15 protein-coding genes and 2 pseudogenes are annotated in these 17,259 nt (G+C 68.5%); 10 read left to right on the plus strand and 7 right to left on the minus strand.

Annotation, left to right across the window (positions count from 1 at the left end; translation table 11 throughout):
* Both VD964_RS24995 and VD964_RS25000 read right to left on the minus strand, forming a co-directional pair.
* Window positions 1-281: pseudogene (locus tag VD964_RS24995) on the minus strand (transposase); the annotation flags it as partial.
* A 210-nt stretch (window positions 282-491) separates the two neighbouring features.
* The gene (locus VD964_RS25000; RefSeq protein ID WP_324871191.1) at window positions 492-701 is read right to left on the minus strand and encodes a helix-turn-helix domain-containing protein; all 210 of its coding nucleotides are present in this window, start codon (window positions 699-701) and stop codon (window positions 492-494) included.
* Window positions 702-787: 86 nt separating this feature from the next.
* Here VD964_RS25000 and VD964_RS25005 point away from each other — a divergent pair, with 86 nt between their 5' ends.
* On the plus strand, window positions 788-1,597 hold the full coding sequence (locus VD964_RS25005; protein ID WP_324871192.1) for a crotonase/enoyl-CoA hydratase family protein: 810 nt from the start codon (window positions 788-790) through the stop codon (window positions 1,595-1,597).
* A gap of 3 nt (window positions 1,598-1,600) precedes the next feature.
* Window positions 1,601-2,020, plus strand: coding sequence for a DUF1330 domain-containing protein (locus VD964_RS25010; RefSeq protein WP_324871193.1), 420 nt, complete (start codon window positions 1,601-1,603; stop codon window positions 2,018-2,020).
* 51 nt (window positions 2,021-2,071) lie between these two features.
* On the opposite strand, the pseudogene VD964_RS25015 reads toward VD964_RS25010, so the two are convergent.
* Window positions 2,072-3,084 (minus strand): annotated as a pseudogene (locus tag VD964_RS25015) (IS630 family transposase).
* Window positions 3,085-3,381: 297 nt separating this feature from the next.
* Here VD964_RS25015 and VD964_RS25020 point away from each other — a divergent pair.
* Entirely contained in the window at window positions 3,382-4,506 is a 1,125-nt protein-coding gene (locus VD964_RS25020; protein ID WP_324871194.1) for a DUF3616 domain-containing protein, read from the plus strand.
* Between the two features lie 52 nt (window positions 4,507-4,558).
* On the opposite strand, the gene VD964_RS25025 is transcribed toward VD964_RS25020, so the two are convergent.
* The 4 genes from VD964_RS25025 to VD964_RS25040 are packed head-to-tail and all read right to left on the minus strand — an operon-like array spanning window position 4,559 to window position 6,681.
* Window positions 4,559-5,080 (minus strand): hypothetical protein, encoded by a 522-nt coding sequence (locus tag VD964_RS25025; protein WP_324871195.1) that lies wholly within the window; start codon window positions 5,078-5,080, stop codon window positions 4,559-4,561.
* Window positions 5,065-5,301, minus strand: coding sequence for a thioredoxin family protein (locus VD964_RS25030; protein ID WP_324871196.1), 237 nt, complete (start codon window positions 5,299-5,301; stop codon window positions 5,065-5,067). The genes VD964_RS25025 and VD964_RS25030 overlap by 16 nt, the downstream gene beginning before the upstream one ends.
* 16 nt (window positions 5,302-5,317) lie before the next feature.
* Window positions 5,318-6,382 carry a permease gene (locus VD964_RS25035; RefSeq protein WP_324871197.1) on the minus strand — a complete coding sequence of 355 codons (1,065 nt, stop codon included), beginning with the start codon at window positions 6,380-6,382 and terminating at the stop codon, window positions 5,318-5,320.
* Complete coding sequence (locus tag VD964_RS25040; protein ID WP_324871198.1) at window positions 6,379-6,681, minus strand: metalloregulator ArsR/SmtB family transcription factor; 303 nt, start codon at window positions 6,679-6,681, stop codon at window positions 6,379-6,381. Before VD964_RS25040 ends, VD964_RS25035 begins: the two co-directional genes overlap by 4 nt.
* A gap of 443 nt (window positions 6,682-7,124) precedes the next feature.
* Between VD964_RS25040 and VD964_RS25045 the strand changes: the two genes are divergently transcribed.
* The 7 genes from VD964_RS25045 to VD964_RS25075 all read left to right on the plus strand — a co-directional run bounded on the left by VD964_RS25045 (window position 7,125) and on the right by VD964_RS25075 (window position 17,257).
* Window positions 7,125-8,996, plus strand: coding sequence for a sensor histidine kinase (locus VD964_RS25045; protein ID WP_324871199.1), 1,872 nt, complete (start codon window positions 7,125-7,127; stop codon window positions 8,994-8,996).
* A complete protein-coding gene (locus VD964_RS25050; RefSeq protein ID WP_324871200.1) occupies window positions 8,989-9,597 on the plus strand; it encodes a response regulator transcription factor in 609 nt (202 codons plus the stop codon). The genes VD964_RS25045 and VD964_RS25050 overlap by 8 nt, the downstream gene beginning before the upstream one ends.
* A gap of 160 nt (window positions 9,598-9,757) precedes the next feature.
* Complete coding sequence (gene dsrO, locus VD964_RS25055; RefSeq protein WP_324871201.1) at window positions 9,758-10,525, plus strand: sulfate reduction electron transfer complex DsrMKJOP subunit DsrO; 768 nt, start codon at window positions 9,758-9,760, stop codon at window positions 10,523-10,525.
* Window positions 10,525-11,658, plus strand: coding sequence for an NrfD/PsrC family molybdoenzyme membrane anchor subunit (nrfD, locus tag VD964_RS25060; protein ID WP_324871202.1), 1,134 nt, complete (start codon window positions 10,525-10,527; stop codon window positions 11,656-11,658). The genes dsrO and nrfD overlap by 1 nt, the downstream gene beginning before the upstream one ends.
* Before the next feature lie 29 nt (window positions 11,659-11,687).
* Window positions 11,688-14,792 carry a molybdopterin-dependent oxidoreductase gene (locus tag VD964_RS25065; RefSeq protein ID WP_324871203.1) on the plus strand — a complete coding sequence of 1,035 codons (3,105 nt, stop codon included), beginning with the start codon at window positions 11,688-11,690 and terminating at the stop codon, window positions 14,790-14,792.
* A gap of 159 nt (window positions 14,793-14,951) precedes the next feature.
* Window positions 14,952-16,127: an efflux RND transporter periplasmic adaptor subunit gene (locus VD964_RS25070; RefSeq protein ID WP_324871204.1), complete on the plus strand. Its 1,176-nt coding sequence runs from the start codon at window positions 14,952-14,954 to the stop codon at window positions 16,125-16,127.
* Complete coding sequence (locus VD964_RS25075) at window positions 16,124-17,257, plus strand: ABC transporter permease (protein ID WP_324871205.1); 1,134 nt, start codon at window positions 16,124-16,126, stop codon at window positions 17,255-17,257. Before VD964_RS25070 ends, VD964_RS25075 begins: the two co-directional genes overlap by 4 nt.
* Window positions 17,258-17,259: the final 2 nt, after the last annotated feature.

A 17,259-nucleotide genomic window follows, 5' to 3' on the forward strand; every position in this document is an offset into this window, starting at 1 on the left:
TGTGCGCCGTGGTTCCAGGAAGGCCGGAAAGTAGGAACCGCGCCGCAGCTTGGGGATGCGCAGGTCGATGGCGCCGGCGCGGGTCTCCCAGGTGCGATCTCGGTATCCGTTGCGCTTGGTCTGCCGATCCTCACTGCGCTCGCCATAGCCGGCGCCGCACAGGTTCTCGACCTCCAATTCCATCAGGCGCTGGGCGGCGAAGCCGACCATCTCGCGTGAAGCAAGTCAGCGTCAGCACTCTTCCCAATCAGCTCCTGAAGAGCGATCCTGTCCTCGGTCATCGTGGTCTCCGTTACGGTTGATGGTCGTCAAGCAACCTCAACTTAGCCGAAGAACACAGTGACCGCCCGCTTCCGAACGGCCGGCCCGCCTGCGCCAGCTATGGGGGAGCGCTCCGGCGGGCCAGCCTCACGCCTCAGAAACCACGCGCTGGGACGCGACCTTTGCCCCGGTCCCGCCCTCGGCATCGGCGAACCAGCGCGCCATCTGCGTCAGGTTGGGCTGGTCGCGCGCGTCGAGATAGGCGGCGACGAGTTCATCCTTGCTCTCGAAATGGTAATAGAATGGTAATAGAGCGTGCGCTTGGTGATCCCCGCTTTTTCGGCGACGGCATCGACGCTGACGCGGCCGATACCTTCCGCATAGAAGAGCTTGGAGGCGGCCTGGATGATCCGTCCGCGCGTGTCCGCATAACGTGGCATGGCATCGAAAGTATACCGTACAGTGAGTATACTCAAGCAGCTTCGGCGGCGATCCTGTCCTTCTCACCAGCAAGGAGGAGTCGATCATGACCGAGTGTGTCGTTAAGGAAATCAGCGGAGCGATTGCGACGTTGACGCTCAACCGTCCGGAAAAGCTGAACGCCCTTAATTACGAGACCATCGACGCCTTGCTCGCCGCTCTCGACGGGATAGAGGACGATTTCCAAGTGCGTGGGGTGATCCTCACCGGAACCGGGCGCTCCTTTTCCGCCGGCGGCGACATCCCCGAATTCTCACGTTCCGTGGCACAGGGTCCCGAAGCGGCACTTCGGGACTTCGTAGCACGCGGCCAGCGGCTCACCGCCCGCATCGAAGCCTTTCGCAAACCCATCCTGGTGGCGGTCAACGGTCTCGCCTATGGCGGCGGCTGCGAAGTGACGGAAGCCGCACCGCTCGCCATCGCCAGCGAGCGCGCTGTCTTCGCCAAGCCCGAGATCCGTCTCGGCATGCCGCCCACCTTCGGCGGCACACAGCGCTTGCCGCGGCTGGCCGGGCGAAAGCGTGCCATGCAGCTGCTTCTCACCGGCGAGAGCTTCCCACCCGACCGGGCGCTGGAACTGGGACTCGTCAACGCCGTCGTTCCTCACGAGGAGCTGCTGCCGGCGGCACGGGCGCTGTTGGAGCGCATCCTCGTCCACTCGCCGCTCGCCGTCGCCACCATCCTCACCGCCGTCACGCGGGGCGTCAATCTGCCCATCGGCGAAGGATTGCTGGTGGAGGCCGAGCAGTTCGCCCGGATGGCGCCGACCGCCGACCTGCGCGAGGGGCTCGACGCCTGGATCGCCCGGCGGGTTCCGGCCTATGGCGGTACGTGGTCATCCACGGTCAGGAACTGAAAGATGGAAGGCTATACCAGCTTCACGAAGCAAGTCTCCGAAACGCTCCGGGCCGCTGATCGGCCTGGTCCGGTGCACATGCTCAATCTCATCCGCCTGCTCGGGCGGGCCGCCTACCAGGACGGCCCCGACGCCACGGGCCTTCAGGCCTACGAGGCGTACAGCCGGCTGAGCGCGCCGGCTTTTTCCCGAGCTTGGCGGGCCCATCCTGTGGCGCGGGGGGGCGAACTCTCCCTGGTGGGTCCGCCGGATACCGCGTGGGACATCACCTTTATCGCCGAATATCCCAGCCCGGCGGCGTTCGTGGAGATGCTCCGCGACCCGCGCTATCGCGAGCCGATGGCGCACCGTCAGGCAGGCGTCGCCGACAGCCGGCTCATCCGTTTCTCCGCATTGCCGCTCGGAACCAGCTTCGAGGGGTAACCGGACCGAAGCGGCGAAGGAGGCAGGCATGACCCGCACCGGATCCAGACGCTAGTGGTCCGCGCCTGACGCTCGTTTAGCCTTGTTGATGCTGGCGATGATGCGGTCTGGATCGGCGGGCCAGACGAAACGCTTGGCCGTCTTGTTGTGCTCGGCAATGAAGCGGTGGATGGCGGCCTGCAGGTCCACGATGCCGCGGAAGCTGGCTCGCCGCAGGCGTTTGGCCGTCAACTTGGCGAAGAAACCCTCCACTGCGTTCAGCCGGGACGCCGAGGTCGGGGTGAAATGGAAAACCCAGCGCGGGTGCTTCTCCAACCAAGCGCGGACCTTCGGGTGCTTCTGGGTGGCGTAGTTGTCGAGGATCACATGCACCACCTTGCCGACTGGCACCGCCGCCTCGACGACGTTGAGAAAGCGGATGAATTCCTGATGCCGGTGGCGTGCTGCGCATTGGCCGAGCACGGTGCCGTCCAGCACGTTGAGCGCCGCGAACAGCGTCGTCGTGCCATGCCGGGTGTAGTCGTGGGTCTGCGTCGCCGGCTGCCCCTTGGCGGCACACACCCGGGTCAGGGTCCCTTGCTGGCCGACCCGGGCTTCGTCCTGCCACCAGAGTTCCAGCAGCTTACCCTTGGCAGTGTCGGGGAGGATGCCGGCAACCAGGGCAGCGAAGTTCTTTGTGCTCCTCAAGCGCTTCGTCATCCTGCTGAGGATGCTGGGGACGCACCGACAGGCGACGGAACCCCGGGCGGCGCGGCAGCCCGCCACCGCAGCACGCCATCCTCGGAGAGAGTCGGGCCGGAGCGGACCCAGGACGCCACCTCCGCTTCCTGCTCCGCAGACAGCTTGGGCTTGGCACCCGGTGTCTTGCGATCCCGCAGCCCCGCCACGCCGTGAGCGTTGTAGCGGTGAACCCAATCCCGCAGCGTCTGCCGATCCACCCCGCATGACCGCGCCGCATCCTCCCGAGGCCGCCTCTCTAAAACCGGGGCCAGGGCGAAATGACGCCGTGCTACATCCACATCGCCACAGCGCACCGCCCGGAGACGCAACTCCGTCGAACCCATACCGGCCCACAGTTGGCCCAGCCGAAGCGTGCCGTCGTGGCGAGCCGCATCAGCTCGCCGACCTCCATCTGGCGCGGGCGCCGCAATTGTCGCTCTATTGCCAACCGGTGGAGGAGGCAACGGAATCCCCGGTGCGCGGCTGCTTCATCCATATGCCGGTGGTCGGAACGCTGCTCGACCTGACGCGCGACACCGAAGGAGTTGGATGCTGCGCACGCTGATCCGACAGGGATGGATAATCCGAGTGGCCCGTCGCGCCCCGGCGATCCATTTCGGCGCGTTGCGCGTTGTACCACCATGATCCATACAGCCGCCACGCCGGACGCCCGCCTGCGCCTCTCCTTCCATCCGCATGACGCGGTCGATCCCGCGCTGGACAAGCCTGTCCGCAGCAACATCTCGGTCGCGGTGGCCATCGGGCGCTGCCTGTTCGTCGCCTCCGATGAGGGCGCGCGGATCGAACGGCTGATCGCCGGTCCCGATGGGCACTACGCCGACCACCGATCCTTCGCCCTGACCGACTTCTTCGATCTGCCCGCCGGTTCCGAAGGTGAGGCGGATATCGAAGGGCTGGCGGTCGATGACGGCTGGCTGTGGGTGGTCGGTTCGCACAGCCTCGCCCGCCGCAAGCCCAAACCGCAGGAGCACAGCGGCGCCGACTGCCTGAAGCGGCTGACTGAGGTCAAGCGCGAGGCGAATCGCTGCCTGCTCGGCCGCATCCCGCTCGCCGCCATCGGCGACGGCGTGTTCGATCCGGTGCGCCGGCATGAAGGCCGCCAGGCTGCCTGTGTGAAGATGGGCCGCAAGCGCAACGCCTTGGCGAAGGCGCTGAAGGACGACGAGCATATCGGGCGCTTCGTTCACATACCGGCCAAGGAGAACGGGCTGGACATCGAAGGCATCGCGGTGCGCGGCGACCGCGTGTTCCTCGGCCTGCGTGGACCGGTGCTGCGCGGCTGGGCCTGCATCCTGGACCTCCGCATTGTCGGCAGCGGCTCCGACCGGCTGAAACTCCGGATGCCGGACGGCAAGCCCCCGGAGTATCGCAAGCGCTTCATCGATCTGGACGGGCTGGGCATTCGCGAACTGACCTTTGACGGCGACGACCTCCTCATCCTCGCCGGGCCGACCATGGATCTGGACGGGCCGGTCCATGTCTGGCGCTGGTCCGGCTGCCTGGACGCGGATGCCCCCACGGTGATTCCGCGCGACCGCCTGACCCGCGTGCTGGACGTGCCCTTCGGTACCGGCTTCGACCATGCCGAAGGAATCGCATGGCTGCCGGGCGGCGCCGGCAATTCGGAGCGGAGGCTGATCGTCGTCTATGACAATCCGGGACGTGACCGGTTGCATCCCGATGGCACCGGGGTTGACGCCGATATCTTCGCCGTGGCGGCTGATCTGTCTCCCCGCGGAGCATAGGCCCGAACTGATTCCTGCACCGGCTTCGCGGCGTTCCGGTCCCGGACGCCGTTCAGTCGGCCCCATGAACCTCCCGTTCCACCCGCGTCAGCAGGTCGGTGAAAAAGACCACGTCTTCCGGCGTCAGGCCGAGTTTGGCGTGACGGGGCAGGAAATCGGCGACGGGACGACCGCTTTCCCGCCCCCGCAGCACACCGTCACGGTTCACCAGCGATTCCCGCGCCAAGTCGGCGGCGGACTCGTGGCAGCGACCGCACTGTTCCTTGAAGCGGGGCGATGTGCTGGCCTGGGCGAGCAGCATCTCGTACATCGGCTGAACGAGATTCGGCGGCAGATGGTGATTTCCCAGGAAGACGAGCAGGTCGTCCTTGTAATGGCCGCCCTGGAGCCTGCCGTCCTTCACCGTCAGAAACCGCTGGGCGAAAGGACCGGCGTGGGCATGGCAGTCCCCGCAGGTCTGTTCCCAGAATCGGTGCAGGTCCGTTGCCTCGCCCGCCGACGCCGAGAGGAGCAACGCAACCACCGAGACCAGAAGCCTCGCTCCCAGGGCGAAGCCGGTTATGTGCTGAGCCATTTCGCGACATCCTCCGCTTTCGGCAGGCCGCCCGCATGGACCACCTTCCCGTCGATGACGATGCCCGGTGTCGCGACGATGCCGTACCCGGCGATGGCCGCATAGTCGGTCACCTTCTCCACATGGACGGGCACGCCCAGCCGTTCGGCTTCCGCCCGCACCATGTCTTCGGTCGTCCGGCAGCGTTTGCAGCCGGGTCCGAGAACCTTCACGTCCTTCATGGTTTTGTTCCTTCTCTCAGGCGAACAGGGCATTGAACAGGAAACCGACGGCGAGGATACCGAGCCCGACGACGCCGACGAACACGGCGATCAGGCGCGGCGACAGGACCTTGCGCAGGATGATCATCTCCGGCAGGGACAGCGCGATCACCGACATCATGAAGGCGAGCACTGTGCCGAGCGCCGCGCCCTTGCCGATCAGCGCCTCGACGACCGGGATGATCCCGGCGGCGTTCGAGTACATGGGAATGCCCATCAGGACTGCGGCCGGAACCGACCACCACGCATCCCGCCCCATGATGCCGGACAGCAGATCGGCGGGCACATAGCCGTGGATGAAGGCCCCGGCCGCGATCCCCGCGACGATCCAGAGCCAAACCTTGCCGACGATGTCCTTGACCGCGTCGATGCCCGCCTGGATGCGATCGACGATGGAGAGCTTGGCGACCGGCAGATCGACAACGCCGGAGCGGATGTCCCGCACCCACTCCTCCAGCCAACCTTCCAGATGCAGGCGGCCGATGACCCAGCCGGCCAGGATGGCGACGGCGAGCCCGAAACCGAGATAGGTGAGGGCCACCTTCCAGCCGAGCAGCGCGAACAGAAGGCCGAGCGCCACCTCGTTGACCATGGGCGCGGCGATCAGGAACGAGAAGGTGACCCCCAGCGGCACGCCGGCCGAAACGAATCCGATGAACAGCGGAACGGCGGAGCATGAACAGAAGGGGGTGACGATGCCGAGGCCCGCCGCGGCGACGTTGCCGACCCCCTCGCGCCGTCCGGCCAGCAAGGCCCGCGTGCGCTCCGGCGAGAAGAAGCTGCGCACCACGCCCATGGCGAACACGACCAGCGTCAGGAGCATCAGAACCTTGGGCGTGTCGTAAACGAAGAACCGGATGGCGTCTTCCAGGCGGCTGCCGCGCTCCAGCGGCATTTGCGACACGACCCAGTTCGAGACGGGCACGAGCTGGCTGTAGAGCACGAACCAGAGCGCAAGGGCAGCCGCCGTGGCGGCGCTCCAAAGCCAGGGGTTCGGCGGTGGCGATCCCGCTTGCGGGACCAGAGAGGTTTCGGTGCTCATGCCGCTTCCTTTCGTTCTGCGGCCATCGCGGCGATCACGGCATCGATGATGGCGACGATCCGCGGGCTGAGCGCCGGGTTGCGGCGGTATCGGACCCATTGGGCGTCGCGACGGTCGACGACGAGCCCGGCGCTCTTGAGGGCGGCCATGTGACGGGACATCCGGGACTGCGTGGCGGCAAGACGGTCCATCAGTTCGCACACGCAGTGTTCCTGCCCATCCCACAACAGGCGCAAGGCGCCGAGGCGGGTCGGGTCGGAGAGGACGGACATCAGGGAGGTCACCGCATCCACGCCCATGCTTTCACCCGCTTATGCTAATAAGCGCATTATCGCGCCTGCCGGACCCCGCGCGTCAATGTGACGACGGTGGGGCATCCTGTCGCAGGGCGCGGACCGGCGGCCGGCAGTGGTCCCGTAGGGTCACATCATGGCCGCATCCGACGCTGCCTCGGCGCGTTGGCGCGGGGTCGTGTCCGGGGAAATCGTATCGAGCCTCCGGGAATCGCCGCGCGTGGCCTTGAGCGCGTACCGCTCGCGGTTGATCTCCGCGGTGGTCGAGTGATGGGCCGAACAGGCACGGGGACGCGCCATATGTGATCCCGGGCCGGTTGAAAGCGACGGCGGAAGAGTGTATGCGGCGCCCAGCGGGGTGATCCATCGCGCGGCGTCGCGCCGGACACCGCGCGACCGGACTTCCCGGTCTGTCGTCCCAATGCCGGCCCGAGGAAATGATGCGCACCATGCCCCGACCGAGCCGCTCGACGTTGGCCGGGGCGCTCGTCGCCCTGTGGGCCGGGTTGGCAATGGTTGATGCAGCCGCAGCCGAGCCGCCCGTCCGCGTCGGCGTGCTGGCCTATCGGGGCGGTGACCATGCGAACGCCGCCTGGGAACCGACCGTCCGCTATCTGGCCGAGCGGTTTCCCGACCGCGGTGCCGAAATGGTGCCGCTGGACCTGCCCGGCATGGACGCCGCCGTCCGCGCTCGATCCCTCGACTTCGTGCTGACCAACACCGGCAACTACGTGGAGCTCGAGGCGCGCTATGGTGTCACCCGAGTCGCCACGCTTCATTCATCCCGTGCCGGGGCGTCCGGCGCGTCGATCGGCTCGACGATCATCGTCCGGGCGGAGCGCACGGACATCCGCGATCTGGCGGACATCAAGGGACGGACCGTCCTGGCCGGCGACCCGGATGCCTTCGGCGGCTTTCAGATCGCCTGGGGCGAGATGCTCAAGGCCGGTGTCGACCCCTATCGCGATCTGAAGGAACTCCGCTTCTCCGGCTTTCCCGTCGACCGCGTCGCCTTCGCGGTCCGGGACGGCACGGCCGATGCCGGCGTGCTGCGGGCCTGCCTGCTGGAGGAACTGGCGGCGGAAGGCCGCCTGGACCCGGCACGCTTCCGCGTCCTGGCGCCGAAGACGGTGCCGGGCTTCGATTGCGCCGTATCGACCGATCTCTACCCGGATTGGCCTCTGGCCCGGCTGGCCTCGACGCCGGAGGATTTGGCGAAGGCGGTCGTCGTCGCGCTGTTCGAGATGCCGGCCGATCACCCGGCGGCCAAGGCCGCGGGGTACGAGGGCTGGACGGTGCCGCTCGATTACCAATCCGTCCACTCGCTGTTCCGATCCCTGCGCATCGGGCCCTATCGCCACCTGCGCGAGGTCTCGCTGGTGGAACTCGCCCGCGAACATTGGGAATGGCTGGCGGTGGGCATGCTGGCCCTGCTGTGGTGGGCGATCCATTCGCTGCGGGTCGAGCACCTGATCAAGGTCCGCACCGCCGAACTTCGCGCCGCCAACCGCGACCTCGTGCACGAGATGGCCGAGCGCCGCCGGGCGCAGGAGGATGCGCGCGAGCGGCAGAAGGAGATGGACCATGTCGCCCGCTTGTCCATCCTCGGCGAAATGGCCAGCAATCTGGCGCACGAGCTCAACCAGCCGCTTGGGGCCATCGCCAACTACGCCCGCGGATGCACCCGCCGCCTCGAAGCGGGGACGGGGAACCCGGACCAACTGCTGGAGGTCACGCGGGCCATCGCGGAGCAGGCGGACCGCGCCGGCCAAATCATCGCGCGCATCCGCAACTTCGTGCACAAACGGCCCTCCCAACTGGAACCGATCGACGTGAACGATGCCATTCGTGCGGCGGTAGCGCTGTGCGAGGGTCAGGCGCGCAACGGCAACGTTCCGATCATCCTGTCCCTCGGTGACGATCTTCCACCCGTGCCGGCCGACCGTGTGCAGATCGAGCAGGTGGTGCTGAATTTGGTGAAGAACGCCCTCGACGCCACGACGGAAGCGGCGACCGGCCCCTCCGACCGCACGGTGACCGTCCGCAGCGGGCGCGATGGGGAGGGGCGGGTGGAGGTTGCGGTCGCCGACCACGGCCATGGCATGTCGGAAGAGGCGCGCAGCCGGCTGTTCGACCCGTTCTTCACCACCAAGGCAGGGGGAATGGGCTTGGGATTGTCGATCTGCCGCAGCATTGTGGAAACCCATGGCGGCAATCTCCGGGCGACCGACAATCCCGGGGGCGGTGTCGTCATGCGCTTCGTTCTGCCGGTCGCGAACGGAGCCCCGCCGTCCGGAGAGGAGCACCAGCACCATGGCTGACGCGAACCGCACCGTCTACATCGTGGACGACGATCCTGCGATGCGGCACTCGCTGGCGTGGCTGGTCGGCGCGCTGGGTGTGCCGGTGGAGACCTTCGCCTCCGGCGAGGCGTTCCTTGGCGTCATCCGTCCGGACCGGCCGGGCTGTCTGGTGACCGACGTGCGCATGCCCGGCATGAGCGGGCTGGAACTGCAGGACACCCTCGCCCGCTGCGGCTCGCTGCTGTCGGTGATCGTCATTTCCGGCCATGCCGACGTGCCCATGGCGGCACGGGCCTTCCGCGCGGGCGCCGTCGACGTCATCGAGAAGCCCTTCAACGATCAGGTGCTGCTCGACCGGGTGCATGAGGCGCTGGAGAAATCCACACGCGCCGCGGCGCTGCAGGCCCGCAAGGCCCACGTCCAGGCGCGCCTGGCACGTCTCACACCGCGGGAACGGCAGGTCGCCGAACTGGTGGTGGCTGGCAAGCCGAACAAGGTGATCGCCGCCGAGATCAACCTCAGTCCGAAGACGGTCGAGGTCCACCGCCACAACGTGATGGAGAAGCTGGAGGTCGGATCCGTCGCCGATCTGACGCGCTTGCTGATCGAGACGGATTGAGGCCGCATCGGCGCCGCAAGCCGCGGCATGATGTCACTGGGGATATCCCTAAAAAGTCTGGGGAAGCTCCCAATGGGAGCTGCGCAGTGCCGCCGGTACCTTTGCACGAGAACGCCTGCTGAATGGCAGGCGCTGAGGATCAGGTGCGAAGGGGTCGATCATGGACCAGTCACGGCGCAACTTCTGTCGCGGCATCGGCGCCGCCACGGTGGGAGCGGCCACGCTCGCGGCCGCTCCCGGTGAAGCTGTCTCGGGCGAGGTTGCCGGGCCGCGCAAGGGCGGCGATGCGGCGCACCGCTGGGCGATGGTGGTGGACGTGCGCAAGTGCGTTGGCTGCCAGGCCTGCACCGTCGCCTGCATCATGGAGAACGACGTCCCGGAGAACAGCGTCCGCACCATCGTCTCGACCTACGAGGTGACGGAGCAGGGCAAGACAGGCTCCTACATGCTGCCGCGCCTGTGCAACCACTGCGAGGACGCGCCCTGCATCCCCGTCTGCCCGACCGGCGCCACCTTCCAGCGCAAGGACGGCATCGTTGTGGTCGACAACACGGTGTGCGTGGGCTGCGCCTATTGCGTTCAGGCCTGCCCCTACGACGCGCGCTTCATCAACCACGAGACCCAGACCGCCGACAAATGCACCTTCTGCGTCCACCGCGTGGACGCCGGGCTGCTGCCGGCCTGCGTCGAGACCTGCGTCGGCGGCGCACGCATCTTCGGTGACCTGAACGATCCCGACAGCACCGTGTCGAAGCTGATCCGCGAGCAGGACCCGAAGGTGCTGAAGCCGGAGCAGGGCACCCAGCCGCGGGTCTTCTATATCGGTCTCGATCCGAAGTTCCAAGGCAAGGTGGACGGCACGCCGACACTGTGGCGACCGAGCGCCCAGCCGCATGCCGAGGCCCACGTCGAGAAGGAGCATGCGTGATGGACACGAACATCGTCGAAATCATCAACGTGACCCGCGAGGTCGCGTGGCTTCCCTGGGCCGTGCAGTATTTCTTCTTGATCGGCCTGTCGGTCGGCGGCGTGCTGCTGAGCCTGCCCGGCTACGCTTTCGCGAATGACGAATGGCGCAAGCTCGGCCGCGTCGCTCTGCTGGTGGCGCTGACCTGCGGGCTGGCCGCACCGGTCGCGTTGCTGTCCGATCTGCACCAGCCCGGCCGCTTCTGGCATTTCTACGCCGTGCTCCGTCCGACGTCCTGGATGTGGTGGGGATCGCTGATCATTCCCTTCTACGTGACCGGGCTGCTGGTCTATGGCTGGACCTGCTTCCGCGAGGAGTTGCAGGAGCATGGCCGGGTGGACAGCCGCCTCGCCGCGCTCTACCGACTGGCCGCGCTGGGCGGTGGGCGCGACGACCGGCTGATCCGCTATACGGGTCTCGTCGTTCTCGCCGGAGCCGTCCTCGTGGCCCTCTACACGGGTGCCGAGGTCGCGGTGGTCAAGGCGCGCCCGCTGTGGCACACCCCCTTCCTGCCGGTGCAATTCCTGACGACCGCGCTGGTCGGTGCCGCCGGTCTGGTGCTGATCCTGAACCGCTTCGCCGTCGACAACGACCGTGCGGTGGAGGCCCGGGCGAACCGGCTGCTCGCCGGGTTCCTCGGCGCCGTGATGGCGGTCGGCGGGCTGTGGCTGGCGCTCGGCCTGTTCGGGATCGACCGGACGCATGCGGAAGCTTTGGAAAGCGTGGCGAATTCCGAGGCATGGCGGGTGACCGCCGTCTGGGCGGTGCTGGCAACCGTGGTGCCCTTCGTCGTCGCCGTCGCCAAGCCGGCGGGGACGGGGCTGCTGACCGGCCTGATCGCCGTCCACAGCGCCTGGATGTTCCGCTGGACCGTCTTCATCGGCGGCCAGACCGTGCCGAAGACCGGTGCCGGCTTTTACGAGTACGCGCTTCCGGCCGGTCCGGACGGCCTGCTCGGGATCATCGGCACCGCCGGCCTGTGGCTCTTCCTGCTGCTCGTCATCACCGCCGTCCTGCCGACCCCGCCCCAATCGGCGCCCCGCCCGGTCCGTGCCGCTCATACCGCCGACCGCACAGTGGCCGCTGCCGAGTAACCGCGCAGGGGATCAACGGAGTCACCATCATGTCCATCACCCGTCGCCTCCTCCTGAAGACCACCGCCGCGGGCGGCGCGCTCGCCGCCTTTGTCGGCGGATTCTCCGAAACCGGCCGCAAGCTGGTGAAGGGCGCCTGGGCCGGGGAACAGCCCGACCACCCCATCTCCGGCAATGCGCCCAAGCCCGAGTTCTGCGTCGATCCGAAGAGCGGCGACATCGCCCTGACGCCCGGCCAGATCGTCGCCAACGTCGCCTGCCTCGGCTGCACCACGCTGTGCGGCGTGCGCGTTCGCGTGGACGTCGAGAAGAACAAGGTGCTGCGCGTCGCCGGCAACCCCTACAGCCCGCTGTCCACCGACCCCTTCCTGCCCTATGGCACGCCGATCAGGGAGAGCTTCAAGTCGCTGTCGCGGCTGGACGAGAAGGGGCTTCAGGGCCGCTCGACCGCCTGCGGGCGCGGCAACGCGGCGCTTGAGATGCTGACCTCGCCGTTCCGCGTCACCACGCCGATGAAGCGCGTCGGGCCGCGGGGCTCGGGCAAGTGGGAGCCGATCGCCTTCGAAAAGCTGGTCGAGGAGATCGCCGAAGGCGGCGACCTGTTCGGCGAGGGGCATGTCGATGGTCTGCAGGCTCTGCGCGACATCAAGACTCCCATCGACCCGGCGGCGCCGGAACTGGGACCGAAGGTCAACCAGGTGGCCCTGCTGTCGTCGGTGAACGGCGGGCGCGAGCCGTTCGTGCGGCGCTTCTTCAACCAGGCGCTGGGCACCATCAACTTCGCCGGCCACGGCTCCTACTGCGGCGGCGCATATCGCTCCGGCTCCGGTGCCGTGTTCGGCGACGCCAAGAAGATGCCGCATGCCAAGCCGGACCTGCAGAACGCCGAGTTCGTGCTGTTCATCGGCACCGCGCCGTCGAACGCGGGCAACCCGTTCAAGCGGCAGGCCATGCTGCTCGCCAAGGGGCGCACCGACGGCGTGCTGAACTACGTCGTCGTCGATCCGGTGCTGACCAACGCCGACAACCGCGCGGCGGCCGAACGCTCCAACTGGATCCCGATCCGGCCGGGCACCGACGGCGCACTGGTCATGGGCCTGATGCGCTGGATGTTCGAGAATGGGCGCATCGACGCCAACTACCTGTCCCAGCCCAACGGCAAGGCTGCCGAGGCCGCGGGCGAGGCGGGCTGGTGCAACGCCACTCACCTCGTCATCGTGCAGAAGGGCCACCCGCGCGAGGGCCGCATGCTGCGCGCCTCCGACATGGGGTGGGTGACGCTGGACGAGAAGGAGCGGTACGGCGACAGGGACGCCTTCGTGGTGCTCGACCCGGCAGGCACGCCTGCGGCCCACGATGTCCTGGCGGGACCGGCGGCGCTGTTCCACGACGGCAGGGTGGCGGCGCCGGGTGGCGACCTCGCCGTGAAGACCAGCCTGACCCTGCTGCGCGACGAGGCCTCAAGGATGGACCTGCGCGGCTATGCCGAGATCTGCGGCATCCCGGCCGACGTCATCGCCGGTCTGGCGCACGAGTTCACCAGCCACGGCAAGAAGGCCGCCGCGAACGCCCATGGCGGCATGATGGCGGGCAACGGCTTCTACAACGCCTTCGGCGTGGTCACGTTGAACACGCTGATCGGCAACCTGAACTGGAAGGGCGGCACCATCTTCGGCGGCGGCCGGTTCCCGGACGAGCAGGACGGCCCGCGCTACAAGCTCGCCAGCTTCCCCGGCGCCGTGAAGCCGTCCGGCACCGCGATCAGCCGTCCGGTGCCCTATGAAAAGTCGTCGGAGTTCAAGGCGAAGAAGGAGGCGGGCAAGCCCTATCCGGCAAAGGCGCCCTGGTACCCCAATGCGCCGCAGTTGACGACCGAGTATCTGACCAGCGGTGTCGTGGACGGCTATCCATACCCGCTGAAGGCGCTGTTCCTGTGGAACAGCAACCCGGTCTATGGCATCCCCGGAATCCGCGCGGCGGTGGAAGCGAAGCTGAAGGATCCGAAGGCGCTGCCGCTGATCGTGGCCATCGACCCCTTCATCAATGAATCCTCGGCCTTCGCCGATTACATCGTGCCCGACACGGTGCTGTACGAGACCTGGGGCTGGGCCTCGCCCTGGGCCGGCGTGCCGACCAAGACGACGACCGCGCGCTGGCCGGTGGTGGACTCCCGCACCGCCGCGCTGGCGGACAGGCAGCATGTGCAGATGGAGACCTTCCTGATCGCCACGGCCCGGCGCCTGGGCCTGCCGGGCTTCGGCCCGGACGCCATCGAGGACATGGAGGGCAACAGGCATCCCCTGAACCGGCCGGAGGACTGGTACCTGCGGGGCGGCGCCAACATCGCATGGCTCGGCAAGCAGCCGGTGCCCGACGCCTCCGACGAGGACATCGCGTGGTCCGGCGTGGAGCGCGTCCTGCCTGCGCTGAAGGCCACGCTGAAAGAGGAGGAGTGGCGCAAGGTCGCCTTCATCCTCGCCCGCGGCGGCCGCTGCCAGAACCAGGCCGAAGGCTTCGAGGGCGACAAGGCGACCCACCGCTTCAAGGGCGGGCTGCTGGTCTACAACGAGGCGCTTGGTGCCTCGAAAAGCAGCGTCACCGGCAGGCGGTGGACCGGAACGGCCAGCTGGATGCCGCCGGTCTTCGCCGACGGCACGCCGGTGAGCCGTGTCCACCCGCCGGAGGACTGGCCCTTCCAACTGGTCAGTTCCAAATCGGTGCTGGTCAGCGCCTACATGATCGGGGCGACGCGGCTGCGCCACCTGCACCCGGAGAACCCGGTCGGCGTGAACGTCGAGGACGCCCGGCGGTTGGGCATCGAGACTGGCGACCGCATCCGCATCGCCACGCCGGGCGGGACCGAACCGGCGACCGCCATCGTCCGCCACGGCGTCATGGCGGGCGTCCTCGCGGTGGAGCATGGCTTCGGGCACAAGGAATTCGGCGCCCGCGCCCATGTGATCGGCGACCGCCGGCAGCCGGACGTGCCGGAGATCGCCGCGGGCATCAACCTGAACGACCTCGGCCTCGTCGATCCGACCCGGGCGGGCGCCTCGGTGTGGGTCGATCCGATCGCCGGCACCGCGGTCCGCCAGGGCATTCCCGCCAGGCTCGAGCGCGTCGCCGCGGCGTAGTGGCCGCGATGCCGCTGTCTCGGTGCCCTGGTCCCGATGCTTGCGGCTAACCGACGGGCCGTTTCCGTCCACGACGTGCGGCGTTTCGCCCCGGCTGCTTCGGTGACTGTCTCACCGACACGGCCGGGGCCGGGGGGTACGATGCCTGCGGTTGGGGGAATGGCCAAGAGGAAGCCGGTGATGCGTCGGTGGCGGTTGGGTCTCGTGCTGATGCTGCTCGCCGTTGCCCTCGCCGCGGGTGGGTGGGCGGTCTGGCTCCGCCCGGTCGCCGTCGCCGTCGCAGCGGTCGAGCATGACGTCGCCATCGAGGTCTACGGCATCGGTACGGTGGAGGCGCGCGTGCGCTCGGCGGTCGGGCTGGAGGTTGCCGGCACGGTGACGGGGCTGTTCGCCGACCACGAGGACCGTGTGCCGAAGGGCGCCGTCCTCGCCCGGCTCGACACCCGCCAGCAGGACGCCCGCGTCGCCGAGGCGGAGGCCGCGCTGCAACAGGCCCGCGCGGCGCGCGCCAAGGCGGAGGCTGCCATCCTCAAGGCGAACTCGCTGCTCGACAAGCGTCGGCAGGCCGCCGGACGACGGCAGGAGCTGTTGTCCAAAGGCAGCGTGTCGGTCGAGGTGGCGCAGGACAGTGCCGCCGACCTGCGCGTCGCCGAAGCGGAACTGGCGCTGGCGCGATCCGACCTTGCGCTGGCCGATGCCACGGTGGCCGACGCCGAAGCGCGGCTGCGTTACGAATCCGCGCGGCTCGACAGCTACACCCTGACCGCACCGTTCGAGGCGCTGGTGATCGCCCGCCACAAGGAGCTGGGCGCCGCCGTCAATCCCGGCGAACCGTTGTTCACCCTGATCGCTCCGGACAGCGTGTGGGCGCTGGTCCACATCGACGAGGCCTCGGCTGGCGGCCTGACGGAAGGGCAGGGGGCGGCGGTGCGGCTGCGCTCGCTGCCCGGCCGGACCTTCGCGGCGCGCGTGGTGCGCATCGACCTGGAGAGCGACCGCGTCACCGAGGAGCGGAAGGTCTACCTGAAATGCGAGGTCTGCCCGTCCCGCGTCCACCTCGCCGAACAGCTGGAGGCGACCATTGCCGTCGGTTCCCTGCCACGTGCCGTGCTGGTGCCGCAGGCGGCGGTCGACCGTTTCGACGGGCGCAACGGCATGGTGTGGACCGTCGAGGACGGCCGGCTCGCCCGCCGCACGCTGAGCTTCGGCCGCCACACGCTGGACGGCCGGCTGGAAGTGAGCGGCGGCTTGCCCGACGGCGCGCGACCGGTCGTCGCCGCGGTGTCCGGCCTGCGCGAGGGCCGGCGCGCCGAACCGCTGGAGACGGCGCCATGAACCTCGCGCTGCGCGATGTCCGCCACAATCTCGGCCGTTTCCTGCTGACCTGCCTGGGGCTGAGCCTGCTGCTGGGGGTCGTGCTGTCGATGATCGGCATCTACCGCGGGCTGGTGGACGAGGCGCTGACGCTGGTGCGCCAGCCCGGAGCCGATCTGTGGATCGTCGAATCCGGCACCCGCGGACCCTTCGCCGAGGCCTCGCGCATATCCGGCGATCACCGTGACGCGGTGGCGCGACTGGCCGGGGTGGCCGCGGCCGGCTCGCTGACCTTCCAGTCGGTGGAAACGGAGCATCGCGGGCGGACGTTGCGCCTGTACGTCGTGGGCTACGAGCCGGGCCGGCCCGGAGAGCCGCGGCGCCTCGCCGCCGGCCGGCCGATCACCCGCAGCCATTACGAGATGCTCGCCGACCGTCGCGCCGGGCTGGAGATCGGTGAGCGCGTGCGGCTGGGGCGGGACGTCTACGAGGTGGTCGGGCTGACCGACGGCATCGTCGCGTCCGGTGGCGATCCGGTCGTCCACCTGACATTGCGGGACAGCCAGCGCCTGCAGTTCGAACTCGATCCGCCGGCCGCCCGCCGCGAACTGGCGCGCGGCGGCCTGCCGGCCGGGCTCGACACGGTGAACGCGGTGGTGGCGCGTATGCTGCCCGGCGTGTCCGAGGCCCGCGTGGCGGCGGAGGCGGCGCGTTGGAAGCACGTCGCGGCGCTCACGCAGGGCGAACAGGAGGGGCTGCTGCTGAAGTCGGTGGTCGAGAAAGCGCGCCGGCAGATCGGCCTGTTCACGGCGCTGCTGATGGCGGTGTCGGCGGTGGTGATCGCGCTGATCCTCTACACGCTGACCATGGACAAGGTGAAGGCCATCGCCACGCTGAAGCTGATCGGCGCACCCGACCGCACCATCGTGGCCCTGATCGTGCAGCAGGCGCTTGCCATGGGCGCGATCGGCTGGGGCGCCGGCACGCTGCTGATCCTTCTCGCCAAGGACCATTTCCCGCGCCGCCTGCTGCTGCTGCCGGACGATGCCTTGATGCTGGGAGCGGCGGTGCTGGTCATCTGCGTGGTGGCGAGCGGGCTTGGCGTCCGCCTAGCCCTCAAGGTCGACCCCGCGACCGCGCTCGGAGGCTGAGC

Origin of the sequence: Azospirillum sp. (genome assembly GCF_035628975.1) — a bacterium.
In the GTDB taxonomy this organism is placed as follows: Bacteria; Pseudomonadota; Alphaproteobacteria; order Azospirillales; family Azospirillaceae; genus Azospirillum.